The organism is Actinoplanes sp. NPDC051343, assembly GCF_044455125.1.
Lineage (GTDB): Bacteria > Actinomycetota > Actinomycetes > Mycobacteriales > Micromonosporaceae > Actinoplanes.
In genome coordinates this window covers 247003-270774 of record NZ_JBITEL010000009.1, presented here as the reverse complement: position 1 = coordinate 270774, position 23772 = coordinate 247003, and the positions used below count along the sequence as shown (strand labels likewise).

The window sequence follows — 23772 nt, the reverse complement described above, 5'->3', positions numbered from 1 at the left end:
TATCGCGCGGCACGCTACCAGCCACGGTCAAACGGGTTCGATCAATGGATCGGGACGTCTTCCACCCGGTAGTAGACGGGAAGTCCGTGTTTCTGCGCGATTGCCACGTCCTGGTCGGCGCCGGTGGAGGCGCCCGGGAGCCGCAGCACCGCGTCGCAGTGGGCGAGCAGCCGCTCGGCGGTCGGGTAGAGCACGCGCTCGGCCAACGGATCGGACACCCCGGTCGCCCCGGCCGACCGCAGCACCGGAAGCGCCACCCATTCCCCGATCATCGGCACATGGCCGGCCTCGAAGATCGGCCACGCCGCCACTTCGAGCCGGGCCAGGTTGGCGGCCATGAGGTCGGGGTCGTCGCCCGTGCCCGAGCGGTAGGGCCCGGCGATGAGGATCAGCATGGTCGGCACGCTACACTGCAAAACACGCAACAGTCGATAAGAGTGAGGATAAACGCGCATGCTGGCCGCGGAGCGACGCGACTTCCTGCTGACCCGGCTGCACGCCGACGGCAAGCTGGTCGCCAAAGACATCGCCGTCGAGTTGGGCATCGCCGAGGACAGCATCCGGCGCGACCTGCGCGAGCTGGCCGCAGCCGGGCTCTGCCAGCGGGTCTACGGGGGAGCCCTGCCGGTCTCGCCGGCCGCCGCCGACTACGCGACGCGTACGACGGTCGCCACGTCGAGCAAGCAGCGGGTGGCCGCCGCGGCCGCCGCCCTCATCCGGCCCGGCAGCACGGTGCTGCTCGACGGGGGTACGACCGCGCTGGCCGTCACCGCCGCCCTCCCCGACGACCTGGCCGTCACGATCGTCACCCACAGCGTGACCGTGGCCGCCGCGCTGGTCGACCACCCGGCCGCCGAGGTGCTTTTGATCGGCGGGCGGCTCTTCAAACACTCGGCCGTCACCTGCGGCGCGGCCGCCGCCGAGGCGGCCGGCCAGGTGCGGGCCGACCTGTTCCTGCTCGGTGTCACAGGCGTGCACCACGAGGCCGGCCTGACCACCGGCGACGCCGACGAGGCAGCGATGAAACGCACCCTCGCCCGGCAGGCGGCCGACACCTACGTGCTGGCCAGCAGCGAAAAAATCGGCACCGCGTCGCCGTTCACGGTGCTGCCGGTAACGTCGGTGAGCGGCATCATCACCGACGCCCCGGACGACAATCCGGTCATCGCCGAGCTGCTGAACCGGGGGACGACGATCATCAAGGCTCGCTGACCAGCCCATCCGGTCCGGAAGCGTCGGCACTCCTCCCGCAGCCGGCGGAGGTCGTAGCCCAAAGCTTGTCGATATCCGCGGATGTCCGCCAGGTCCGTTCGTCGGCGCTCAGCGGCTCCTCGTCGGGAAATTGTCTCGCGCGAGAGGGCCGGCGGGGTGGAAGATCCCGCGGCGTGACTATGCGGGAGTTCTGGACCGGGTCCGGGGTGCGGCTGCGGGCGGTGGGTGAGCGGCCGGGTGGACTCAACTGGCTGTTGCTTCCGGGTGGTCCGGGAATCGGGTCGGAGAGCCTGTACGGGCTGGCCGAGGCGATCGACGTGCCGGGTGTGACGTGGCTGGTCGACCTGCCCGGTGACGGGTCCAACCCGGGCGGTGGTGACCCGTTCGCCGGGTGGCCGGGTGTGCTTGTGGAGGCGGCCGAGGCGCTGCCCCGGGCCGTGTTCGTCGGCCACTCGACCGGCGGGATGTACCTGCTGTCGGTGCCCGCGCTGGAGCCGCTGCTGGCCGGGCTCGTGCTGGTCAGCTCGGCGCCGCACGCCGGGTGGCTGGCCGACTTCGAGCGGATGACTAGACAGAACCCGCTGCCGGAGGTCGACGCGGCCGCCGCTGTCTACGAGGCCGACCCCACCGATGCGAATCTCGGGCGGCTGGCGGTGGCGTCGGCCCCCTGGAACTTTGCCGCGGGTGGTGTGGCCGCGGGAGCGGAACTGCTGGGCCGGATGCCGTACAACGCCGGCGCAGTGGACTGGTCGGCGCGGAACTTCGACCGCACGTACGAGATGCGGTGGTGGCCCGCCTCGGTCCCGACCCTGATCGTCAGCGGCGCGGAGGACCGGATCGTCGCCCAGCGGCTGTGGAACGAGCCCCGGTTCCGGGGTGGTCACGTCCTGCACCGCCGGATCGAGGGCGCCGCGCACTTTCCCTGGATCGAGCGGCCGGGTGCGGTGCGGGCGGCGTTCCACGAACTGGCCGCCTGCACGGGATCGCCGTCGGAACCGGGACAGGTCAGGCGATGATCGTCTTGCCGGGGGTGCGGCGGCGGTTGCGGCCGAACGCGGAGGGCGCCTCGGACAGCGGCCGTACGGCGCCGACGATCGGCTTCAGGCGGCCGGTGCGGACGCGATCGGCGAGGTCGGCCAGGCGTACGCGGTCGGGTTCGACGATGAAGAAGACGGCCCGCCCGTCCCGGGGCTGAACCTTCGGCGGCATGGCGACGCTGACCAGGGTGCCGCCCCGGCGGACCAGTTCCGCCGACCGTTCGAGGATGTCGCCGCCGGCGACGTCGAGCACCACGTCCACCTCGCCGGCCTGCTTCAGATCGTCGGCGTCGAGGTCGAGGAAGGAGTGGGCGCCCAGGCCGAGCACGACGTCACGGTCGGCGGCCCGGCCGGTGCCGATCACTACGGCGCCCACCTCGCGGGCGAGCTGGACGGCGATCGAGCCGACGCCGCCCGCCGCGCCGTGGACCAGGACGGTCTGGCCGGTCGTGAGGTGGGCGTGGTCGAACAGCGCCTGCCACGCGGTCAGCCCGGAGATCGGCAGTGCGGCGGCCACGGTGTGGTCGATGTCGGCCGGGAGCGGAGCGAGGTTGCGGGCCTCGACCGCGGTGTATTCGGCCAGGGATCCGTTGCGGGCCCAGTCGGCCATGCCGAACACCCGCTGGCCCACGGTCAGGCCGGTGGTTCCGGGGCCGAGCTCGACCACGGTGCCGGACAGCTCGTGCCCGGGGATGCTGGGCGTCCGGTCGCGGCCGGCGCGGTCGGTCCACGTGGCCGGCCAGGCGAGCTCCCCGGGCGTGAACCCGGCGGCGTGCACACGGACGATGACGTCGTTCTCCGCCGCGTGGGGGTACGGCATCTCGGTCAGGGTCAGGCCGTCGACGCCCGCGTCACGGTCGTTCACGGTGATCGCTTGCATGGTGGATCCTTTCAGCTGGGCCACGGCGAGCCGAGGACGCGCTCGACCGTCGTCGTGTGGTGGAAGCCGGCGTCGAAGTGTTCGACCACGTCGGCGTTCACGGTGCCGTTCGTGGTTTCCGGACGATCCTTCTGCCCATCGAAGTAGGTTTTCAGGAACTCGTTCTTGAAGTCCCCTCGCGGGTGGGCGGCCACGATCGCGTCCAGCTGATCGTGGTCGAGTTCGCCCCAGCCGAAGCCTGCCACGTCGGTCAGGACGCCGAAGTGTGTGACCGCGATCTCCGGGGCCATCCGGCCGGGGATGCCGGGCGTGGTGTGCAGCGCGATCGCCGCCCACACCGTATCGGTGGCGGCCGGCGGGAAACCGCGGCCGGCGAGGAACTTGCGGGCATGGTCGGCTCCGTCGAGCTCGAAGCGCTGCTCGACGTCGGAGAACGGGGTCAGGAGGCCGGTGTCGTGGAACATGGCCGCCAGGTAGAGCAGCTCCGGGTCCGGTTCCAGGCCGAGCCGACCGGCGTGCAGCAGGCCGAAGAGGAAGACCCGCCGGGAGTGGTGGTAGACGAGGGGGCTGGTGGTGTCCTGAATCAGCCGGGTCGCCTCGGCGACCGCGGCCGTCCGGGGAACCGTCAGCCCTGCGATGACCTCTGGCATGACCTCCATGCTGCCCTTCGTACGACGTCCGGCGCCGCCCTCGTCCGGCCAGGAACCACTCAGATCCGGACGCGCTGTGCTACCAATGGCCGGTGGCCATGGTCGCGGTACTCGTCTACGACGGCGTGACGTTGCTGGACGTTGCCGGTCCGGCCGAGGTGTTCAAACAGGCCGGGGCCTACCGGACCGTGTTGTTGTCGCCGACCGGTTCCGATGTGACGTCGAACCTCGGGGTTCGGATCGCGGTCGACGGCGCGGTCTCCGCCGAGCGGGCCTCCGACGTTCTTCTGGTGCCCGGCTCCGACCTCTATCCCCGCGCCCCGGTCCCGGCCGATCTGGCGGACGCCGCGCGGATGCTGGCGGCCCGGGCCGGCCGGGTCGTGTCGATCTGCACCGGGGCGTTCATCCTGGCCGCCGCGGGGCTGCTCGACGGCAAGCGCGCGACCACGCACTGGAAGGTCGCGGGCGAGCTCGCCGCCCGGTGCCCGACGTGCCACGTCGAGCCGGACGCGATCTACGTACGCGACGGCACCACCTACACGTCGGCCGGCGTGACGGCCGGTATCGATCTGGCGCTCGCTCTGGTCGAAGAGGATCACGGGCCGGACGTCGCGCGCTCGGTCGCCCGCTCCATGGTGGTCTACATGCAGCGGGCCGGCGGCCAGTCCCAGTTCTCGGCCCCGCTGGAAGGGCCGCCGCCCCGCTCGCCGGCACTGCGGAAGATCACCGATCTGGTGACCGCGAATCCGCGGGGCGACCATTCGCTCGACGAACTCGCGAAACATCTCAACGTGAGCACCCGCCAGCTCACCCGGCTGTTTCGCGACGAGCTGTCCACGACACCGGCCCGCTACGTGGAGAACATCCGCTTCGACATGGCCCGGGCGCTGCTCGACCAGGGGCACACGGCGACGCAGGCCGCGTCCCGGGCCGGCTTCCCCAGCTATGAGAGCATGCGCCGGGTCTTCGCCCGGAAGCTGTCGATCAGCCCGGCCGCCTACCAGCGGCGGTTCCGAACGACCCGCCGCGCCGTGGCCGGCTGAAGGCTGGTGCCGGTGTGAACGAACGGCTGGATCTCCTGCCGGCGGCCGAGCAGCAGGCGTACCGGCTGCTGCTCCGCATGACCGGCGCCGGGGTGGCCGACCTGGCGGCCGCGCTGATGGCCTAGTAGCGGAAGGTGTTCACGGTGGTGGTCACCTCGGCGGCCAGGCGGTTGAGGTCGGCGACCGCGGCCATGGCGTTGCGGGCGTTGGCCGAGGCGGTCGCGGCGACCGATGCGACGTCGGAGATCGACTCGGAGACCAGGATGCTGTTGCCGGCCGCGTCGGAGATGCCGCGGCTCATCTCGTTCGTGGTCGCCGTCTGCTCCTCGACCGCCGAGGCGATCGAGGTGGTGTAGTCGCCGATCGTCGAGATCACCTGGACGATCTCGGAGATCGCGGTGGCGGCCGTGCCGCTGATCGCCTGGATCGCGGTGATCCGGCCGGTGATCTCCTCGGTGGCCTGGGCGGTCTGCTGGGCCAGTTCCTTCACCTCACCCGCCACCACGGCGAAGCCCTTGCCCATCTCGCCGGCCCGGGCCGCCTCGATCGTCGCGTTCAGGGCGAGCAGGTTGGTCTGCTCGGCGATGCTGGTGATCAGCCGGACCACGTCGCCGATCTCCTCGGTGGCCGCGCCGAGCTGCGCCACCTGGCTGTTGGTACTTTCCGCGACGGCCCGGCCGTCGGCGGCGACCCGGGCGGCCTGGGCGGCACTCCCGGCGATCTCGGCGATCGCGGCGTTCATCTGCTCGGCGCCGGCCGCGACCGACTGCACGCCCTCGTTGACCGTCTGCGTCGCCTCGGCGGCGGTGCCCGACTTCTCGGAGGCCTGGGCGGCGTCCCCGCTGAGGCGCTCGGTCGCGTCGGCGAGCCGGTCGGCGGCGGAGCGCACCTCGTCGGCCGAGCCGGCGATGGCCCGCACGGTGGCGGCCACCTTCTCGACGAAACGGTTGAAGGCGGTGGCCAGCTGACCGGCCTCGTCGTTGCGGTCGGCCGTGACCCGTTGGGTCAGGTCGCCGTCGCCGTCGGCGATCTCCGCCATGCGATCGCGCAGCCGGTCGATGGGCCGGACCACCGAACGCGCGATCAGCAGCGCGATCAGCGCGGCCACCAGCACCGCGCCGAGCGTGATCCAGATGCTGACGGCCAGCGAGGCATGCGCGGCGGCGAGGATCGTCGCGGTCGGCACGCTGACGATCAGCGTCCAGGTGTCGGTGGCGCCCAGCGCGAGCGGGGCGGCGATCTGGACCCTCTCCGGGCCGCCGCTGATCAGCTGCTGCACCGGGGACCCCTGGGTGGCGGCCTTCCGGGCCAGCGCGGTGGCGCCGGCGTCGGCCGGTTTGCCGGCCTGAGCGCTCTCGCCGCCGGCCACGAGCTGGCCGCCGGTGCTGATCAGCACCGCGCTGCCGGTGCCGAACGGCTTGATCGCCGCCAGGTCCGTGCCGAGGGCGCCCAGCGGCAGGTCCACGCCGGCCGTACCGACCGTCTTGCCGTTCACCTTGATCGGCACGGTGAGCGAGGTCATCAGCACGGTCTTGCCGCCGACGTCGTACTGGTACGGCTCGATCACCTTCTCTTTCCCGCTGTTGCGGGCGATCAGGTAGTAGTCGCCGGCGCCGGGCTTGGTGTAGTCGGTGAGGGGGCTCGACTTGATCGTGTCGCCGTCGCGGAACCAGTAGGGCACGAACCGGCCGGTCGCGTCGCTGCGCACGTCGGCGTTGCGATAGTCGGTGTCCCGGCCGTCGAAGGCGTCCGGTTCGAACGCCGTCCAGGTGGCGAGGTAGTCGGTGTGTGCGGACAGAACCGCCTTCAGCTCGGCGTCCGCCCGCGTACGGGTGGCGCCGCCGGCCGCGTCGGCGGCCATCACCTCGGCCAGGTCCCGCGCCGTGCCGAGCGGCTCCATCAGCGCTTGCCGCACCTGCGCGGCGTTGCGCTGCGCGACCTCCTGCGCGTACGCGAAACCGGTCCGGCGGGCCTCCGCCAGATTGCGCCGCGCAATCACGGTGGCGACGAGGAGCAGCGAGAGCCCGGTGACCAGAACGACGCAGATGATCAGACGCAGCTTGATCGTCAGGCGGGGTAGCACCACGATCATCTTTTCGGTCGGTGGCGCGGTCCGCTGAGCGTGGCCCGAAACATCGGACTTTTAATCCGGCCAAGCCGGCGGGGCGTGGGCGTCGAGGCCGAAGGCCTCGGTCACGGCAGGAGAGCCGGCTGCAGGGCGCCTTTGAGTGCACGCGCCAGGCGCGCATCTGGAAATCGGTGCCGTTGCCGCCGAGGGGAATGTCGAACCGGGTGAGTTCGCCGGCGAAGTAGGCCGTCAGCCGGCCGACGGCGTCGGCGAAGGCGGCCCGGCGCCAGCCGGCGCGTTCCGCCGCCCGGGCATCGACAGCAACGTCAGGTCGGACATCGCGCGCCCGGCGACGTCACAGCCGGTCAAGGGCCGCCCGCAGGAACTCGTCGCGGCGGCGGGTGGCCTGCGGGCTGTACAGCTCGGTCGGCGTGTTGAGCGCGGCCACGACGTCCCAATAGGGCGCACCGACGAGCTCGGGTGCGTCGCGGCCGTAGTGGATCGCCACCTGTTTGCGCAGCTCACCGACGTCCACGCCGGCGTCGCCGACGCCGGCCGTCTTCCAGTCGATCAGGGCTCGGACCCGCCGCCCGGCGACGACCGTGTTGCCGGGCCACACGTCGCCGTGCACGAAGCCGATCGGCCCGTCGGGCGGCGTGGCCGCCCGGACGCGTTGGTCGGCCAGCCGGAGCAACGGGGTGGTCGGCATGCGGCCACCCCGGCGGTCGGCGGCGAAGTCGTCGACCGCGATCGGGCGGGGCCGGAACGGAAGGTTCGGCTGCGGCTCGAGGGCGACGGCGTGCACCCGGGCGATCGCCGCGCCGGCCGCCAGCAGCAACTCCCGGGAGGGTACGGCCGGCCAGGTGCTCGTGCCGGGGATGACGGTTTCCAGCGTCACCGGCGTGCCGCCGACCAGGTCGGTCGCGAGCAGGCGCGGCGCCGGCAGGTGATGGCGTTCGGCGACGGACAGCGCGGCCGCGTTGGTGGCGATCTGATCGGCCGTGATCCGGCTGCTCGGGGTTCTCAGGATCGCCGGGGACGCCCCTCGGGCGTCGACCCACCACGGGCTCTCGCCGCCGTGCAGCGAGCGGACAGCGACTACGCCGAGTTGTGCCTCAAGCCAATCGAGCAGCGGCTGGGCAAGGGTTTTCCCGCACTCGACGAGGCTGCCTCACGGGGGGAGGAGAGTCAATGCGTCCATGCACAGTAATCAGTTGACCGACAGCTGCAGCTGACCGAGCCGCACCTTGGCCTCGTCGTACTTGATGGCGCCGCGGCGGGCGACCTCGATGCCGTAGGAGCCCTTGCCGGTCGGGATGCCGGGCACCGCGAACTTCAGGTCGCAGGTGCCGGCCGTGCCGAGACCGTCGAGGGTCAGCGAGCTGATCTTGCCGGTGCCGAGCACGCCGCCGACGCCGTCGGTGATCGTGACCGTGGCGCCCACGTCGAGGTCCTTGTAGGCCGGGGTGCCGGCGCAACTGGTGCCGTCGATCGGCACGAACTGGCCGGGGCCCAGGGCGAGCATGCCGTTGACCGTGAAGACGGTGGCGCCCGCGGCGGCGGCCGGCGACGCGGGGTCGTTGCCCTTCACGCGGGGCCAGACGAAGACCGCCGCGAGGGCGGCGCCGAGAACGAGGATCACGGCCACGTACGGCCAGGCGCGGCGGCGACCCGGTCGGTGGGGGTTCGGCGAGGATTCGGGCGGGTTCGTGCCGGGAACGTAATCGGTCATCGGATCGTCCCTGATCTCGCGGTGACGGCAGCGGATCACAGGGTTGTGCATGATCGACGGATCGTCGAGGTGGTGCTCACAGAAGGGGACGAACGGCCGAGCCCTGTAGACGACCGGTCAGCCGTACCCGCCGGTCATAAATCCGTTGTGCCCGGTATCACTACTTGTTTGTGAACCGGTGGTGCGGTAGGCCGCCTAAGCGCCGGGAGCGGTGGCCGCGATGGCTTCCAGGAAGACCCGGGAGCGGTGCAGCCAGTTGTCGAAGCGGCCGTAGCTGGGCGCGGCCGGGGAGAGCAGGACCACGCCGCCGGCCGGGGTGTGCTCGCGGCTCAGCCGGACGGCCTCGGGCAGGTCCTCGGCGAGCAGGGTGTGTACGCCCGGCAGGCCCTTGAGGGTGCCGAGGATGAATTCGCCGCTGTCCGGGATGCCGATCAGGGTCGCCTCGACCTTGTTCTCCTCGAAGAACGCGCGTAGCGGGGCGTAGTCGACGCCGCGGTTCTCGCCGCCCAGGATGACGGTCAGCGGGCGGTCGGCGTACGCCTCGATGGCGTAGATGGCCGACTGCGGGATCGTCGACAGCGAGTCGTCGACGAAGGTGAGGCCGGACGGGTCGCTGATCGGGGTGAGGCGCTGCCCGAGCGGCTCGTAGGCCGCCACGGCCTCGGCCAGGGCGTCCCGGTGGGCCAGGACGTCGATGCCGGACGCCTCGACGGCGGCCAGCGCGACGCAGAGGTCGGCGGCGTTGTGGCGCCCCACCGGCTTGAACCGGGACCGCTCGAAGAGGCGCTCGCCGGCCCGGAGGACCCAGCCGTCGGCGACGTGGAACGACTCGGGCGAGTTGGCCGGGACCAGCGGCAGGTCGGCCGGAAGCATCGCGACCAGGCGGGGGTCGTCGGCGTTGTAGACGACCGCCTCGGCACCGTGCATCGCGATGTTGAGCTTGTCGCGGTAGTAGCGCTCCTCGCTGCCGGCCCAGTCGAGGTGCTCCGGGAAGAGCGAGGTCAGCGCGGCCACCCGCGGCGAGTCGTCGAGGTCGGCGCACTGGTATGCGCTGAGCTCGAGCACGTAGTGGTCGGACTCGGGCAGGGACAGCGCGGCGATGCCGATGTTGCCCCCGAGCGTGCTGGGCCGTCCGGCCGCCTCGACCAGTTGGTGGATCAGGGTGGTGGTGGTGCTCTTGCCCTTGCTGCCGGTGACCCCGATGGTGCGCGACGCGTGGTCGGCCATCCACAGGGAGGTGCCGCCGGTGACGATGCCGCCACGGGCGCGGTGCTCGACGATCCACGGGTGGACCTGCGCGATGCCCGGCGAGCGGACGATCACGTCGATCGACTGGAGTTCGCGGTGCGCGTCCTCGCCGGTGAACAGGGGAGCGATCGCGGCCCGGCGACCGGTCCATTCGGTGGCCAGGACTGTCGTTTTGTCCTGCACGGCGATCAGGCGGCCCGGCCGGTGCGGATGGATGGCCTCGGCGGCGGCGATGCCCTCGCGGCCCGTTCCCCAGACCGCAACCCGCCGGCCCGTGAGTTCCTGCAGGTGCACCGCTGCTCCTTCGGCCCGTCGATTACCGCTGGACACCATACCCGTCGCCCGGTGACCGGCCGCTTAGGATTCGGACGTGGTGACGTTCGCGCCGGTGGATCTTCCGGCCTGCGAGCCCGGGTTCCGGCCCGGCCGGCTCGACGACGAGATCCGCGGCTGGGTCGCGTCCGAGCCGATGAAAGCGCTGGTCGCGGCGTACGGGGGAAGCCTGCCCGACGCCGGCCTCGGCGACCTCCTGGCCTGGCTCGACGCCTTCTCCGGTGAGCGCTGGGACTTCCGGCGGCACGGCCGGGTGGAGCGCGATCAGGTGGAGGCGCCGGCCTTCGACGCCGGGCGCACCGAGTTGATCAATGCCGTGGCGAACGCGTTGCGGCTGGTCGAGGCCGCCCCTCCGCCCCGCGCCGACTACGAGCACGCGCTGGTGCTCGGCGGCCTCGGGCGGGCCTGCCTGCAACGGTCGCAATACACCGCCGAGCTGGTGCTTTCCGGGACCGTGCGGGTGCCGGAGCTGACCGCGCTGGGCAGCTTCCGGGCGCTCACCGAGACCGAGCGGGAACTGCCCGGGCTGGACGCGGCGGCCTTCGAGGTCGATGCCATCGACGTGGGCATGCGCGCCGGCTTCGACCTCGATCGGCCGGACCGGCGGGAGGGGGCGGAGGGCGAGTGGGATGTGCGTACCTATCGCCGCGCCGGGCGCCCCGAGATCCACGTGCTCGCGGCGCCGTCGAGCGAGCCCGGGATCCGGCGGGCCAACACACCGGACACCTACGAATTCTGGGCCCGGCGGGTGCATCTGCGTGCGACCGACCGGATTCTGGTCATCACCTCGCCGATCTACGTGCCGTTTCAGCACAGCGACGCGATTCGCATTCTCGGCCTGCGGTACCGCTGTGGAATCGACACGATCGGCTTCGACCCCGGGCGGGTGACGGTGCCGCTCGCGCCGGGCGCCACCGGACCCGACCGGTACCTGCAGGAAATCCGTTCCGGCATCCTCTCGATGAGGCGGCTGCACGATGCCTGCGCGCTTTGACGCAATCGCGGCGGAGGCTCCGGTTCCGGCCGTCGCCGTCAGCGTTTTCGATCGGCGAAAGGTGCTGGCGGCAACCGTTCGCGGCGCCGGTCGCGACGACTGGTGGGATCTCGCGAGCCTCACGAAGGTGCTGGTCACGCTGCCCGAGGTGCTGGACCTGTGCCCCGATGTCTCGGTGCGGCTCGGCGATGTCTGGGATCGCGCGGCCGGCCGTCCGATCGGTGCGGCGACGATTGCCGATCTGCTCAGTCACCGCGCCGGCCTCCCGGCGACGGTCCGTTTCTTCGAGCGTCTCCAGGGCTATGACGCGATTGTCGAGGCGGCACTGGAGACCGGAATCGAGAATCGGGCCGCCGCGGTCTACAGCGACATCGGCTTTCTCCTTCTCGGTGCTCTGGTTCAGCACCTTTCCGGTACGCCGTTGGCGGCGCTCGCCGGACAACGTAGCGACCTGCGTCTGGGTGGGCCCGGAGGCCCGGCCGTCCCCACCGAGCGGTGTCCGATCCGTCATCGGCTCATCGTCGGCGAGGTGCACGACGAGAACGCCTGGGCGATGGGCGGATCGTCGGGTCACGCCGGCGCGTTCGGCACGCTCGACCTGGTGACCCGGGCCGCCCAGTGGTGGCTGAACCAGCATTCCCGCGCCACCGAGTGCTGGTCGACCGGCCCGGACGGCGAGCGCTACGGGCTCGGCTGGTGGCTTGCACCGACCCGCGGCCTCGGCGGGCCGAACCCCGGTCCGGGCGGCTACGGCCACTCCGGCTTCGTCGGCAACCGCATCTGGATCGAGCCGGAGCGCGGTTACGGCGTGGTGATCCTCAGCAACCGCATCCTGCGGGGCCGCGGCAATCTCGAACCGTTCCGGCTCTGGTGTGACCGCCTGCTGGCCTCGGTGGAGGCCTGGTCACCCCGCTAGGCCTTATGATCTTGCCGCGTGATCCACAAAAGACTGTCCATAGTGGTCTCTTCCGGATTGATCGGGATATCCGTGCTGTTCGGGGCGGCGCCGGCGCAGGCCGACGACACCCGGAACGCGCCCGAGGTCGAGCTCGTCCTCGACGTGAGCGGCTCGATGGCGGCCGCCGACATCGACGGCGCGACCCGCATCTCGGTGGCCAAGAAGGCGTTCGGCGAGGTCGTCGACGGCCTGGGGGAGACCACCCGGCTCGGCATCCGGGTGCTCGGCGCCAGATACTCGAACGACGACAAGAAGCTGGGCTGCACCGACACCCAGCAGATCGTTCCGGTCGGCCCGGTCGACGCGCAGCAGGCCAAGGACGCCATCGCCACGCTGAAGCCGCACGGGTTCACCCCGATCGGGCTCGCCCTGCGCAAGGCGGCCGACGACCTCGGCGAGGGTGGCTCGGCCCGCCGGATCGTGCTGATCACCGACGGCGAGGACACCTGCACGCCGCCCGACCCGTGCGAGGTCGCCCGCGACCTGGCCGCCCAGGGCACCCGCCTCGTCATCGACACGCTCGGCCTGACCCCGGACGAGAAGACCCGCAGACAGCTGGTCTGCATCTCGACCGCGACCGGCGGGACGTTCGCGTCGGCGAGCAGCGAGCAGGAGCTCTCCGGCCGGGTGCAGCAGCTGGTGGGTCGCGCCGCCCTGCCCCCGCCGGTTGTCCCGGCGGCCGTGGCCGGCGCGGAGTCGTGCGACAAGGCACCGCAGCTCGGCCCGGGCGTCTACAGCGACCGCGAGACGATCGGCGAGCACCGGTACTACCGGGTGCCCCTGCAGCCCGGCCAGGAGCTGCGAGCTTCGGTCAGCGTCGCCCTCGACCGGCCGGTCAACCGTGATTACGGCGTACTCCTGAAAGCGGTGACCAACGACGGCCGTGAGCTGGTCCGGGGTCTTGATGCCGGCAGCAGCCGGTCCGATGTGGAATCGACCGGCCTGCGGTGGACGGCGGAATCGCCGGACGCGGTCTGCCTGATCGTGAGCAATTCGTTCGCGTCGGCGACTTCGAAAGACGCGCCCGGCATGCCGATCGAGCTCAGCGTCGACACGGTGAACGCCTCACACGCCCCCGACGCGCCCGGCCTCGGCCGCGGCTGGCTTCTGCTGCTCGTCCTCACCGCCGCCGGACTGATCGCCGGCGTCCTGGCCGGCTGGCTGACCCGCTGGTGGGTCGCCGCCTGGAGGGAGAACTGATGCTCACCGCCCTTACCGCCGTCCTGCTGGCGGTGCCGGCCGGAAGCGCCGGCACCACGTTCCTCACCGCGACCGCCCTGACGCCCGACCAGCCCGCCCGGGTCGCCGCGGTCACCGGCGACTATCTGTACTGGTCGTTCACCGCCGAGGCCGCGCAGCAGCCCGAGCTGACGGCCAAGGTCACGCTGCCGCCGCCGGCCGACCGCGGCGGACCCGAATCGTGGATCGTCGAGGTCTTCGACGGCCTGCGCCGCCGGCAGCCGTGCGTGGCCGGCGACCAGAGCCCGGTCGCCGCGGCCGGCGCCACCGAGATCACCCTCGGCTGCCGGCTGCGCCAGGTGCGGTCGTGGGCCGAGCCGTCCGACCTGGATCCGCTGCCCGGCCAGTACTTCGTGCGGATCTCGTCGACCGAACTGCCCGAGAAGGACCTGGGCCTGCCGGTGCAGGTCGAGTTGTCACTGGCCGCACCGACCGGATCGACCGGGGACGACCAGGGCAAACTCTCGGCGCCGCTGACCCAGATCAACCGGCCGGGCGCAGTGGTGACCGACGCGCCGTCGCCGGCGGCCTCGGCGGAACCGGACCGCTCCACGTTCGCACTGCCCGAGTTCTCGTCGCGCTGGGTCTGGACCGCGGCCGGCGGCATCCTGGCCGCGGTGGGCGGCCTGGTCGGCTTCTCCTGGACGCGACGGCGCCGCCGCTGGTCCAGGACCTGACGACGGCCGGCCGGCGGATGGCGTCGTCCCGGGCACGAGGATGTAAGTCGAGAGCCTGACCGCGAAGTAGCCGTAGAAGGTTGGGGCGGCTCGGCCGCCCCAACTCACGAACGTCAGTGGGGCGGGATCTGCCACGGATCGATGACGGCGACGCCGGTCTCGGCGAAGTCCTTGGTGTTGCCCGTGGCAAGGGTGGCGGCCTGGGAGCGGCAGATGGCGGCGATCTGGGCGTCGAAGCCGTCGATGGGCATGCCCCGGCCTTCGCGGCCGATGACGATATCGGCGTAGGCGTTGGCTGCTGCCAGATCGAAAGGAAGGACCTGACGAGGGAAAGCGGCGAAGATCTCGTTGGCCGCCTGGTGCAGCGACTCCCGGCGTCGCCCGGCAGGCAGGCGGCCGACGCCATAGCGAATTTCGGCGACCGTGACGGTCGTGGTGTACAGGCTCTGCGCGGAGTTCTGCCGCAGCCATGCGAGGACCTCGGGCGCCGGCGCAGCGCGCATCAGCTCGGAGACCACGTTGGTGTCGAGGACGATCATTCCGGCAGATCTGCCGCTCGCGGTGGTGTGGACCGTGGCGGGATGTCCAGGTCGACGCCTCCCATTTGGGAGAACCGCGCGGTGAGTGCGCTGAACAGGTCGGCACGCGGCGCCTCGTCGTCGACGGCCTCGGTGAGGATGGCCCGGATCTCGGCCTCCATGGAACGGCCGTGCTGCGCCGCCCGCAGACGGAGCTTCTCCTTCACGGAGTCGTCCAGGTCCCGGATGCTGAGCGCGGCCATAGCCTCATCTCCTCGCGCCGACATCATTGCCAGCAATGCTAGCGCTGTCGGCGTAGCTGCTCAAACCGGACGGGGTCGGGTGGATCGGTAGCAAGGCCTACGATCGATCGCGGGACGGACCTCGTTGAGGAGGATTGGTGATCACTCGCAGCCTTACGCAGGACGAGGCGCGTCGGCGGGCCCGGCTGGTCGCGGTGGAGCGGTACGACGTGGAGGTCGACCTCACCGCCCTGCCGAGCGGGCCCGAAGTGCGCTGCGTCGCCACGGTGACGTTCACGTGCCGGGAGCCGGGGGCGGAAACCTTCGTCGACTGCGCGGCCCGTGTGCTGTCGGCGACTCTGAACGGCGTACCGCTGAAAGCCGCCGCCGACGGGCGGATCCTGCTGCCGGCGCTCGAAGAGCGCAATGTCCTGCGGGTCGAGTCGGTCCAGGATGAGACCACCGAGGGCGAGGGCGTGCACCGGGCGGTCGACCCGGCAGACGGCGCCGTCTATCTGTGGACGACGTTCGAGCCGGATCAGGCGCATCACGTGTGGGCCTGTTTCGACCAGCCCGACCTCAAGGCGCCGCACCGGTTCGTCGTGACCGCGCCCGATGACTGGACCGTGGTCAGCAACAGCGGCGGCCCGGCGCGGGAGGGTAACCGCTGGACGTTCCCCGACACGCCGCGCCTGTCGCCGTACAACACGGTCGTCAACGCCGGCCCGCTGCACGAGGTCCGGCGGCAGACCGAGAAGTACGACCTCGGGCTGTTCGCGCGGCGGTCGCTGGCCGACGTGCTCGAGCGGGACGCCGACGAGCTTTTCACCGTCACCGAGCAGGGGCTGGCGTTCTTCGGCGAGGTGTTCGGGCTGCCGTTCCCGCAGGCCAAGTACGACCAGGTCTTCATGCCCGAGTTCGGCGGCGCGATGGAGAACTTCGGGTGCGTCACCTGGACCGACACCGTGCTGACCCGCACCCCGTCGACGGCCGCCGAGCGGGAGAGCACCGCCGGCATCCTGTTGCACGAGATGGCGCACATGTGGTTCGGCAACATGGTGACGATGACCTGGTGGGACGACCTGTGGCTGAACGAGGCGTTCGCCGAGTTCGCGTGCTACTGGGCGGCCGAGCGCGCCACTTCGTACACCGACGCCTGGGCGACCTTCCTGATCGAGGACAAGTTGCGGGCCTATCTGACCGACCGTGGCCCGGTCTCGCATCCGATCCGGCTGCCGGTGCCGGACGTCGCCGAGGCGGCGTCCATCTTCGACGCCATCACCTATCCCAAGGGTGCGTCGGTGCTGCACCAGCTCATGACGTACGTCGGCGAGCGTGACTTCGTCGCCGGCATGAAGGCGTACTTCGCCCGGCACCGCTGGGGCAACACGACGCTGCAGGATCTGATCGACTCGCTGGCCGAGGCGAGCGGTCGCGACCTCGACGCGTGGCGGTCGGGCTGGCTGGAAACCGCGGGCACCGACCGGCTCACGCTGTCGGCCGACGGCGACGGCCTGGTGCTGACCGGCGCCGGGCCCGAGGGCCCGCCGAGGCCGCAGGTGCTTGCGGTGAGTGCTTTCGGTACGCGCGGGGCCGGGCTTACGCGTACGGCGTCGGCCACCGTCGAGGTCGCGTCCGGCCGAACCCCGGTAGACCTGCCCGCCGGGGCGGACTTCTACCTGGTCAACGACCGCGACCTGACGTTCGCCACGACCCGGCCGGACATCGTAGGCAAACAACGGTTCCTGGCCGACGCGGCCGGGCTGCCCGACGTGATCTCGCGCGGCGTGGCGGTCGCCGGCGTGCGCGACATGCTGACGACCGGCGAGGCCACCCCGGCCGAACTGGTCGGTCTCGTCGGCCGGGTGCTCGCCGTCGAGACGTCGGAGGCGCTGGTCCAGCCCTATCTGAAGCTGGCGCACGAGGCGGCCGAGTTGTGGGCGTCCGACCTCCGGCGGCCGGCCCTGCTGGCCGAGGTGGCGGCGGCGGCCCGCGCGATGCTCGGGCATCCCGACCGGGGCCGGGTCGCGCTGCGCATGCTCGCGTCGGTCGGCGCCTCGGCGGCCGAACTCGACGAGGTCCGCGCGCTGGCCGGCGACGACGTCGACCTGCGGTGGCGCATCCTGGTGCGGGCGTCCGAGCTGGGCGCCGACACCGACGACGAGGCGCAGCGCCTGCTGGCCGTCGACCCCGACCCGGACGCCAAGTTCCGGGCGGTCGCGGTGCGTGCGGCCGCACCGGACGCCGACCGCAAGGCCGACGCGTGGCGGGCGATGGCCGACGACCGCGAGGTGCCGATCGGGCTGCTCTCCTCGGTGAGCCAGGCGTTCTGGCGGCCCGGCCAGGACGAGGTGCTCGCGCCGTACGGGGAGCGTTTCGTCGCCCTCCTGGGTCACCTCGACAAGCGCGGCATGATCTCGGCGATGCAGTACACGAACCGGCTTTTCCCGCTGTACGCGATCGACGCGGCTTTCATCGACCGGGCCGAGAAGGTGTCCGAGGGCTCGGCGCCGGTGGTCCGCAAGACCGTGCTGGGCCGCGGTGACCTGATGCGGCGGGTGCTGCGCAGCCGGGGCGTCTAACGCCGGAACGGGTCGTCGGCCGGCAGCCAGGCGTCCGGGTCGTCGAGGCCCAGCCGGCCGATGTGGCGGGTGAGGGCCTCGACGACCGCCCGCACCACCGGCCGCTGCTCCTCCTGCCTCGACACCAGCGACCACGTCCAGTAGGGCGACGGGTGCACGATCGGGCGGGCCGCCAGGTCGGGTGGCACCGGCGTGGTCTGGCCCTTCGGGCAGTTGACCACGGGACGGCCGAGACGGCGTACGTGGTCGAAGAAGGCCGGGCCGGTCACGCCGCCGTCCGAGATGGACACCGGGTGGGCGCCGGTCTCGGCCGCCAACTCGTACGCGTACCGGTTCCACGACGACCATGAGGTCTCGTCGGCGTCGATCAGCACGACGGTGTCCTTGGCATCGACGGCCGTCGTCTCCGGGCCGGGGCTCACCGCGTACAGCAGATCGGCGCCGAGCAGGCGCGCCTGGAGCGACCCATCGCTGATCGTGGCGGTTGGCACCCAGCAGATGGCCAGGTCGATGCTGCCGTCCGCGACGCGGGCGGCCTGCGCGTGCGACGGCATCACCCAGGCGTCGACCAGGAGTTGGGCGGTGCCGGCGGCACGCCGTTCGAGGTCCGGCGGCTTCCAGTTCACATAGCCGAGCCGCACCGGGTCCGATTTCGCGAGGCCCACGGCCGTACGCCGGAGTTCGTCCGCCTGCTCGAGCAGCGCGGCGGCGCGGGGGAGCAGCACCGCGCCGGCCGCGGTCAGCGTGACCGTCCGCCGGTCCCGGTCGAAGAGCCGCGTGCCGAGGTCCCGCTCGAGGGCTTTGATCTGCTGCGACAGCGACGGCCCGGCGATGCGCAGCCGGGTGGCCGCCCTGGTGAAGCTGAGTTCCTCCGCCACCGCGACGAAGTAGCGCACCTGCCGAAGCTCCATCCGCCCAGCGTAGGCCGCTGGTAGGCGCTGCCTTGCAGGCGGGAGGAAGCCGGTCGTGGCCGGTCGTTTCGCCGCCGGGCACGCTCGGACGCATGGGGAGACTGCTGGCCGCCGCGTCGGCCCTGGCCGCCGGAATGGGCGTGGGCCGTTTCGTCTTCACGCCGATTCTTCCGATGATGGGCTTGAGCCCGCACCTGGGTGCCGCGCTCGCGACCGCCAACTATGTCGGCTATCTGGTGGGTGCGGCGGCCGGCATCGCCGTGCCCGCGCTCACCCGCTCGCGGCCGGCCCTGCGGGCGTCGCTGGTCACCCTGGTCGCGACGCTCGCGCTCATGCCCGTTTTCCCGTACGCGGGTGCCTGGCTCGTCCTGCGGCTCGTCGCCGGCGTGGCCAGTGCCGTGGTCTTCGTGGTCGCCGCCCAGGCCGTGCTGGCCGACTTCCGCGCCCACCTGGCCGGGTGGGCGTTCGGCGGGATCGGGCTGGGCATAGCCCTGTCGGGTGTCCTCGTGCTGGTGTTGCGCTCCTGGGGTTCGTGGGGGTCGGCCTGGTTCGCCGCGGCCGTTCTGGCGGCGGTCTTCTCGGCCCTGTCCTGGTCGCTGACCCCGGGTTCCCGCCCGGCCGCCGCGGCCACCGGCCGGTCACGCTGGTTCGTCGCGCTGGTGGTCTGCCACACGCTGGAGGGAATCGGCTACATCATCGCCGGCACCTTCCTGGTCGCGGCGATCGACGAGCGGGCACCGGGCGCGCTCGGCGCCGGTGCCTGGGTCCTGGTCGGGGTGGCCGCGCTGCCGTCGGCGGCGTGGTGGGCCCATCTGGGCCGCACGTGGTCGCGGCCGACGCTGCTGCTGGCCGTGCTGACCGCGCAGGCGATCGGCATCGCGCTGCCGGTGTTCTCCGGAAGCGCCTTCGCCGCGCTGCTGTCGGCGGCACTGTTCGGCGGCACCTTCCTGGGCGCGGTGACGCTGGCCCTGGCCGTGGGAAACCATCTGCGGGTGGCCCACTCGGCGGCCGTCCTGACAACCGGTTACGCGGTCGGCCAGATCGCGGGCCCGCTGCTGGTGACACCGCTCCTGAATGACGGCTACGCCCCCGCGCTGCTGACCGGCTCCCTCATCGTCGCGGCCGGCGCGGCGGCGGCCGCTGTCCTCCGCCACCGCTACCCGGGCCTGACGTAGGTTGTCCGGACCAAGCGGCGGCGGCCACCGTTCTGTGGCACCGCTACCCGTGCCCGGTCTGGCCGGTCGAGACCCGGCGCGGTGGCGGCCACCGTTCTGTGGCACCGCTGGCCGCGGCTGGCGTAGGTTGTCGGGACCGATGAACGAATTGCCGGCCGTCTCGGAGTTCGGTCGCCGCCTGGCCTCGCTGGGCGGCGTGACCGGCCTGCTCGTGGCCGGTTCCCGGGCGACCGGCGACTACGTCCCGGGGGTGAGCGACCTCGACCTGGTCGCGGTGACCGACGGCCCGGTCTCCCGGCCGGACCTCACCGCGCTGCACCGCGACCTCGACGCCGGCATCGCCCGCGGCCTGAAACTGGGCTGCGTCTATGTTCCCGTGGCCGCGATACCGGATCGCCGGGCCGAGCATCCGACGTGGACCCACGGCCGGCTCGTACACCGCATCCTCTCCGGGGTGACCCGGGCCGAGCTGTCGCGTCACGGCTACGCCGTCTTCGGCCGGCCACCGGCCGAGCTCTTCCCGCCGGTGACCGCGGCCGACATCCGCGCCGCGGCCTTCGCGGAGGTGACCGGCTACTGGGCGTGGGCCGCCCGCCGGCCCTGGATCTGGCTCTCCCCGGAGATCGCCGACCTGGGCCTGACGTCGATGGCCCGGGGGCGACACGCGTTCCGCGCGGGCGAGCTGCTCACCAAGAGCCGTGCGATCGAGCAGGCGGCGGCACCGCGGTGGCTGATCGACCAGCTGGCCGCCCGCCGCCGCGGCGAGCCGGTCGTCTCCCCGCGCCGGCGCACCGCCTGGATAGCGTGGCGTGACGCCCGCCGCACGGTCGCCGCTATTTCAGCGTCTGGCCGGTGAAGCCGGCGATGGCCTGACCGAAGGCGAGCGCCGTCGCGTCCGGGTCGGTGCCGTCGAAGCGGTCCGGGTACGCCTCCGGGAAGTCGACGACCCACTGCTGGGGTACGTCGATGTCCTCGCCGGGCACGAGCAGCCGTACGTCGTGGATGTGATGGCCGCGCAGCAGGTTGCCGGCGGCCGCCGGTCCGAGCGGCAGGTCGGCCAGCTGGGCGTCGGAGATGAGCACCAGCTCGGTGTCGCACCGGCCGGTCGGGAACCCGTCGATCGCGTTCAGGGCCGGCAGCAGGTTGGTGTAGGTGCCGTCGTTGGCACCGGCCGCCGAGCCGACGCCGGTGAGCTTGTCGCGGCGGGTCGGGCCGATCCGGGCGACGCTGTCGGCGGCGAAGTCGACCACCGCGAGCTCGTCGTCCGGCCGCAGGTTGGCCCGGCTCCAGTCGATGAGCTGGGCCAGCGCGGCGTCACGGGCGCCGGCGTAGGCCTGCATCGAGCCGGAGACGTCGAGCCCGACGACCAGCCGGATGCAGGACGGGCCGCGCGGGCCGGCCAGCGCGCGGTGGGCCAGGCCGGCGGGCGACGCCGCGGCGGCCGCGGCCGGTGGGGCCGCCTTGCCGGCCGGCCAGAACCACCAGAGCGCGAACAGGCCGGCCAGGGCCAGGAGCGGCAGCAGCAGGAATCGGTAGCGGCCGGGCGGTTCGACGAGACCGGCCGGTCCGGCCAGCGGGGCGCCGTCGCGGAGGATGCCGCTCACAGCGCCTCACTGGGCAGCTTCTGCGTGATCACGGCGCCGTTGGTCAGCTTCGCGGTCGCCGGTTCGGCCGGCCCGGTCTTCTCCGTCGGCTCCGGCTTCTCTTCGGAGTCCAGCCGGTCTTCGGGGTCGAGCCGGTAGAGGCGGACGACCATCGGCTCCAGCGTTTCGACCAGCTTCTCCTGGTCGAGCGGCGGCCACCGGCGCAGCGTGTCGATGGCATCGCTGACGCAGCGCAGCGGCCCCAGCGCGAGCGGGCCGGCGTCGAACATGGACAGCTGGGCCGGGTTCGGCACCGCCATCGTCCCGGAGCCGACGACGTCGTCGAACGTGCCGTGGTGCGCCGGGCGGGCCTCGCCCAGGCCGGCCTGACGCGGCGCCCGCTCGAACGCGGCCCGTGAGTCGGTGATGATCCGCGCGCCGGTGCCGACGATCCGCTCGCAGCGGTCGAGCTGCTCGGAGGTCTCCCCGCGTAGCCGCACCCAGGCGTCGGCGTGCTCCTTGTTGGCCGTCGTGGCCTTGTCGGTGAGCCGGTTGAGCCGGCGGGTCCACCGGACGGTCTGCTTGCGGATCTCCGACAGCAGGAAGACCCGCGCCATCATGTCGCCGACCAGCACGACCACGAAGACCAGGGCCATCGCCGAGGCGGGCAGCTGGGTCGTGCCGATGGCCCGGTGGGTCTCGTCGAACCGGTCGTGCACGAGCCGGTAGATCGCGAAGATCGCGGCGCCCGCCAGCAGCAGGCTGAACACGGTGCCGAGCTTCTCGCGCCGGCCGATCCTCCTATAGCCGGAGACCCAGCGGTGAGCGAGGGCGCCGATCACCCGGGCCGCGATGATGCCGGACATCGGCAGCAGGACGGCGAGCAGCACGGCACCCACCCGGGTGGGGTCCCACCACGGTGCGCTGCGGCTGACGTCCTCGCTGAAGACCTGGTACCAGAAGAAGAACTCGACCACCACGAAGATCAACTCGATGATCAGCAGCGTGCGTTCGGCGATCAGCGGGCGGTGCGGGTCGAAGCTCTCCCGGAACGTGTCGTCGGCCGCCGCGTCGCCGTCCCGGGTGGGTGCGGCGTCGTGGTTGACCCACCGGGCGTCGGCCAGCGCCGTCTGCAGGCGCTGCCTCGCCTGTACGCCGCGGTGCGCGGTGCCGATCAGGCGCAGCTGGGCGTCGAGCAGCTTCCTGGCCCGGCGGATGTCGTCGGTGACCAGCGTGTCGTTGACGCTGAGCAGCACCGACATCTCGGCGTTGGACAGTTCGGAGGGTGCGGTTTCGCCGATCAGCTGCTGTTCCGCCCGCAGCTGCTTCATCCGGCGCCGTTCCACCGAACCGTCGCGCGGGATGCCGAACAGACGCCCGAACAGATTGCGGCTCATGAACCGCACCCGCCGGGTCCGATCTCGATGACGACGCGGCGGTTCCTGGCCGCCGCGGCCAGATCGTGCCGGCCTCCGACGATCTCCGGTACGGCCGGCTGGGTGGCGCCGACGCCGTCGGCCGCGAGCCGGGACCGGTCGATGCCGGCGCCGGCCAGGAAGTCGCGTACGGCCCCGGCGCGCTGGACCGACAGCTGCTTGCGGCTGTCGGCGGTGCCGTAGTCGGCGGTGTGGCCGGTGATCTTGGCCGACCAGTCCGGGTGGCCGTTCAGCGTCCCGGCCACGCCCTTGAGTACGTCGGCGGCGTCCGGCTGCAGTTCGGCGCTGCCGGGGTGGAACAGCAGGGCCGCCGGCACCGTGATCCTGGTGCCGCAGGCGCTGGTGACGGTCGCCGCCTCGGGGATCGACACGTCGTCGGCGGGCAGCCCGCTCGGCGCGGCCACGCGGCCGCCGGTGGCCAGGTCGAAGGTGACCGTGGTCCCGACGCTCTTCAGCGTCGCCTGCCAGAGGTTCTGCAGCGAGGTGCGGGCGGCCTGGGGGAGCGGTTTGGCCGACTCGCCGAGCTCGTACCAGGTGATCTGGAGGTTGTTCAGGGTCGGCGCCAGGGCGTTGGCCTCGCGGAGCGACGTGGCGAGTTCCTGCGGCTCGGCGTCGAAGCCGACGGCGTCGATGTTGAACGCGCCGGTGTTGCCGAGCCCGTCCGAGACCACGTAGACCGCCGAGGGGTGCTGCCGGCTGGCCGCGTTGAGCGCCTCGAGGACGTCGCTGCCCTGGTGCTTGGGGAGCGACTCGGTGGCGTGCGCCCAGCGGTTGACGCACCGGAGGGCCTCGGCGCGGGCGTTGTCGCCGGCCTTGCTGTCCTTGTCCGGGCTGGGATCGAGCGCGGCCGTACGCACCACGCTCGGGCTCTGGCCGTCGACGGCGACGATCACCAGCGGCTGCCCGGCGTGCTGCGCGTCGCCCAGCTTTTTGAGCAGCCCGTCCGGCAAGGGATGGCCGATCTGCGAGGCGGTGTTGTCGACGACCAGCGCGACCGGGGGCTTGCCGGCCGGCGGCGGCACCTGGGCGATCTTGTCGCAGTCCGCGGCCGACGGCTCGTTGGCGACCGGTGCTCCCGCGGCCGGCGTCCCCGCCGATGACGACGAGTCACAGCCCGCACAGGCCAGCAGCCCGGCCGCCAACGAGACGGCCGCTATCGACCTCATCCGAAACATAAAATCAATTCCTTAGGGAAAGGTAGGCAATTGCGCTTCACCGTACGCATAGGACATTGCCGCTGACAATCGCGAAACG

The 23772-nt window shown here is 72.1% G+C and carries 23 protein-coding genes; 10 read left to right on the top strand and 13 right to left on the bottom strand.

Going from position 1 to position 23772, the window contains the following annotated elements; all coding sequences use genetic code 11:
* Positions 1–41 precede the first annotated feature (41 nt).
* Positions 42–395, bottom strand: a complete 354-nt coding sequence (locus tag ACIA5C_RS29220) for a DUF4406 domain-containing protein (RefSeq protein ID WP_396060188.1) — start codon at positions 393–395, stop codon at positions 42–44.
* Positions 396–453: 58 nt separating this feature from the next.
* On the opposite strand from ACIA5C_RS29220, the gene ACIA5C_RS29215 reads away from it, so the two are divergent.
* Both ACIA5C_RS29215 and ACIA5C_RS29210 read left to right on the top strand, forming a co-directional pair.
* Positions 454–1212: a DeoR/GlpR family DNA-binding transcription regulator gene (locus tag ACIA5C_RS29215; RefSeq protein ID WP_396060186.1), complete on the top strand. Its 759-nt coding sequence runs from the start codon at positions 454–456 to the stop codon at positions 1210–1212.
* A gap of 173 nt (positions 1213–1385) precedes the next feature.
* Positions 1386–2228: an alpha/beta fold hydrolase gene (locus ACIA5C_RS29210; protein ID WP_396060184.1), complete on the top strand. Its 843-nt coding sequence runs from the start codon at positions 1386–1388 to the stop codon at positions 2226–2228.
* Here the strand turns inward: ACIA5C_RS29210 and ACIA5C_RS29205 are convergent.
* Both ACIA5C_RS29205 and ACIA5C_RS29200 read right to left on the bottom strand, forming a co-directional pair.
* The gene (locus ACIA5C_RS29205; RefSeq protein ID WP_396060182.1) at positions 2218–3129 is read right to left on the bottom strand and encodes an NADP-dependent oxidoreductase; all 912 of its coding nucleotides are present in this window, start codon (positions 3127–3129) and stop codon (positions 2218–2220) included. The two genes, ACIA5C_RS29210 and ACIA5C_RS29205, sit on opposite strands and share 11 nt — an antisense overlap.
* Positions 3130–3140: 11 nt before the next feature.
* A complete protein-coding gene (locus tag ACIA5C_RS29200; protein ID WP_396060180.1) occupies positions 3141–3779 on the bottom strand; it encodes an HD domain-containing protein in 639 nt (212 codons plus the stop codon).
* Between the two features lie 98 nt (positions 3780–3877).
* Here ACIA5C_RS29200 and ACIA5C_RS29195 point away from each other — a divergent pair, with 98 nt between their 5' ends.
* A complete protein-coding gene (locus tag ACIA5C_RS29195) occupies positions 3878–4822 on the top strand; it encodes a GlxA family transcriptional regulator (protein ID WP_396060624.1) in 945 nt (314 codons plus the stop codon).
* 121 nt (positions 4823–4943) lie between these two features.
* Here ACIA5C_RS29195 and ACIA5C_RS29190 read toward each other — a convergent pair whose 3' ends face one another.
* The 4 genes from ACIA5C_RS29190 to murD all read right to left on the bottom strand — a co-directional run bounded on the left by ACIA5C_RS29190 (position 4944) and on the right by murD (position 10164).
* Complete coding sequence (locus ACIA5C_RS29190) at positions 4944–6908, bottom strand: methyl-accepting chemotaxis protein (RefSeq protein ID WP_396060178.1); 1965 nt, start codon at positions 6906–6908, stop codon at positions 4944–4946.
* Positions 6909–7245: 337 nt separating this feature from the next.
* Positions 7246–7974, bottom strand: a complete 729-nt coding sequence (locus tag ACIA5C_RS29185) for a phosphotransferase family protein (RefSeq protein ID WP_396060621.1) — start codon at positions 7972–7974, stop codon at positions 7246–7248.
* A 126-nt stretch (positions 7975–8100) separates the two neighbouring features.
* Complete coding sequence (locus ACIA5C_RS29180) at positions 8101–8622, bottom strand: hypothetical protein (RefSeq protein ID WP_396060176.1); 522 nt, start codon at positions 8620–8622, stop codon at positions 8101–8103.
* A 195-nt stretch (positions 8623–8817) separates the two neighbouring features.
* The gene (gene murD, locus ACIA5C_RS29175) at positions 8818–10164 is read right to left on the bottom strand and encodes a UDP-N-acetylmuramoyl-L-alanine--D-glutamate ligase (protein WP_396060174.1); all 1347 of its coding nucleotides are present in this window, start codon (positions 10162–10164) and stop codon (positions 8818–8820) included.
* Positions 10165–10240: 76 nt separating this feature from the next.
* On the opposite strand from murD, the gene ACIA5C_RS29170 reads away from it, so the two are divergent.
* Genes ACIA5C_RS29170 through ACIA5C_RS29155 form a run of 4 tightly spaced genes read left to right on the top strand, consistent with a single transcriptional unit; the run spans position 10241 to position 14071 of the window.
* Positions 10241–11197 (top strand): hypothetical protein, encoded by a 957-nt coding sequence (locus ACIA5C_RS29170; protein WP_396060172.1) that lies wholly within the window; start codon positions 10241–10243, stop codon positions 11195–11197.
* Positions 11181–12113, top strand: a complete 933-nt coding sequence (locus ACIA5C_RS29165) for a serine hydrolase domain-containing protein (RefSeq protein ID WP_396060170.1) — start codon at positions 11181–11183, stop codon at positions 12111–12113. Before ACIA5C_RS29170 ends, ACIA5C_RS29165 begins: the two co-directional genes overlap by 17 nt.
* Positions 12114–12131: 18 nt before the next feature.
* Positions 12132–13355 (top strand): VWA domain-containing protein, encoded by a 1224-nt coding sequence (locus tag ACIA5C_RS29160; protein ID WP_396060168.1) that lies wholly within the window; start codon positions 12132–12134, stop codon positions 13353–13355.
* Positions 13355–14071, top strand: a complete 717-nt coding sequence (locus ACIA5C_RS29155) for a peptidase (protein WP_396060166.1) — start codon at positions 13355–13357, stop codon at positions 14069–14071. The genes ACIA5C_RS29160 and ACIA5C_RS29155 overlap by 1 nt, the downstream gene beginning before the upstream one ends.
* Before the next feature lie 113 nt (positions 14072–14184).
* Here ACIA5C_RS29155 and ACIA5C_RS29150 read toward each other — a convergent pair whose 3' ends face one another.
* Together ACIA5C_RS29150 and ACIA5C_RS29145 are read right to left on the bottom strand one after the other, a co-directional pair.
* On the bottom strand, positions 14185–14610 hold the full coding sequence (locus ACIA5C_RS29150; protein WP_396060164.1) for a type II toxin-antitoxin system VapC family toxin: 426 nt from the start codon (positions 14608–14610) through the stop codon (positions 14185–14187).
* Entirely contained in the window at positions 14607–14852 is a 246-nt protein-coding gene (locus ACIA5C_RS29145; protein ID WP_396060162.1) for a FitA-like ribbon-helix-helix domain-containing protein, read from the bottom strand. The genes ACIA5C_RS29150 and ACIA5C_RS29145 overlap by 4 nt, the downstream gene beginning before the upstream one ends.
* A 137-nt stretch (positions 14853–14989) precedes the next feature.
* On the opposite strand from ACIA5C_RS29145, the gene pepN reads away from it, so the two are divergent.
* Positions 14990–17413: an aminopeptidase N gene (pepN, locus tag ACIA5C_RS29140; RefSeq protein ID WP_396060160.1), complete on the top strand. Its 2424-nt coding sequence runs from the start codon at positions 14990–14992 to the stop codon at positions 17411–17413.
* Here pepN and ACIA5C_RS29135 read toward each other — a convergent pair.
* Complete coding sequence (locus ACIA5C_RS29135; RefSeq protein ID WP_396060158.1) at positions 17410–18324, bottom strand: LysR family transcriptional regulator; 915 nt, start codon at positions 18322–18324, stop codon at positions 17410–17412. The genes pepN and ACIA5C_RS29135 overlap by 4 nt on opposite strands.
* A 92-nt stretch (positions 18325–18416) precedes the next feature.
* Between ACIA5C_RS29135 and ACIA5C_RS29130 the strand changes: the two genes are divergently transcribed.
* Both ACIA5C_RS29130 and ACIA5C_RS29125 read left to right on the top strand, forming a co-directional pair.
* Positions 18417–19499 carry a YbfB/YjiJ family MFS transporter gene (locus tag ACIA5C_RS29130; protein WP_396060156.1) on the top strand — a complete coding sequence of 361 codons (1083 nt, stop codon included), beginning with the start codon at positions 18417–18419 and terminating at the stop codon, positions 19497–19499.
* 139 nt (positions 19500–19638) lie between these two features.
* Positions 19639–20355, top strand: a complete 717-nt coding sequence (locus ACIA5C_RS29125) for a nucleotidyltransferase domain-containing protein (protein ID WP_396060154.1) — start codon at positions 19639–19641, stop codon at positions 20353–20355.
* On the opposite strand, the gene ACIA5C_RS29120 is transcribed toward ACIA5C_RS29125, so the two are convergent.
* Genes ACIA5C_RS29120 through ACIA5C_RS29110 form a run of 3 tightly spaced genes read right to left on the bottom strand, consistent with a single transcriptional unit; the run spans position 20333 to position 23684 of the window.
* Positions 20333–21103 carry a hypothetical protein gene (locus tag ACIA5C_RS29120; protein ID WP_396060152.1) on the bottom strand — a complete coding sequence of 257 codons (771 nt, stop codon included), beginning with the start codon at positions 21101–21103 and terminating at the stop codon, positions 20333–20335. The genes ACIA5C_RS29125 and ACIA5C_RS29120 overlap by 23 nt on opposite strands.
* Positions 21100–22479, bottom strand: a complete 1380-nt coding sequence (locus ACIA5C_RS29115; protein WP_396060150.1) for a hypothetical protein — start codon at positions 22477–22479, stop codon at positions 21100–21102. The genes ACIA5C_RS29120 and ACIA5C_RS29115 overlap by 4 nt, the downstream gene beginning before the upstream one ends.
* Positions 22476–23684 (bottom strand): OmpA family protein, encoded by a 1209-nt coding sequence (locus tag ACIA5C_RS29110; protein WP_396060148.1) that lies wholly within the window; start codon positions 23682–23684, stop codon positions 22476–22478. Before ACIA5C_RS29110 ends, ACIA5C_RS29115 begins: the two co-directional genes overlap by 4 nt.
* Positions 23685–23772: the final 88 nt, after the last annotated feature.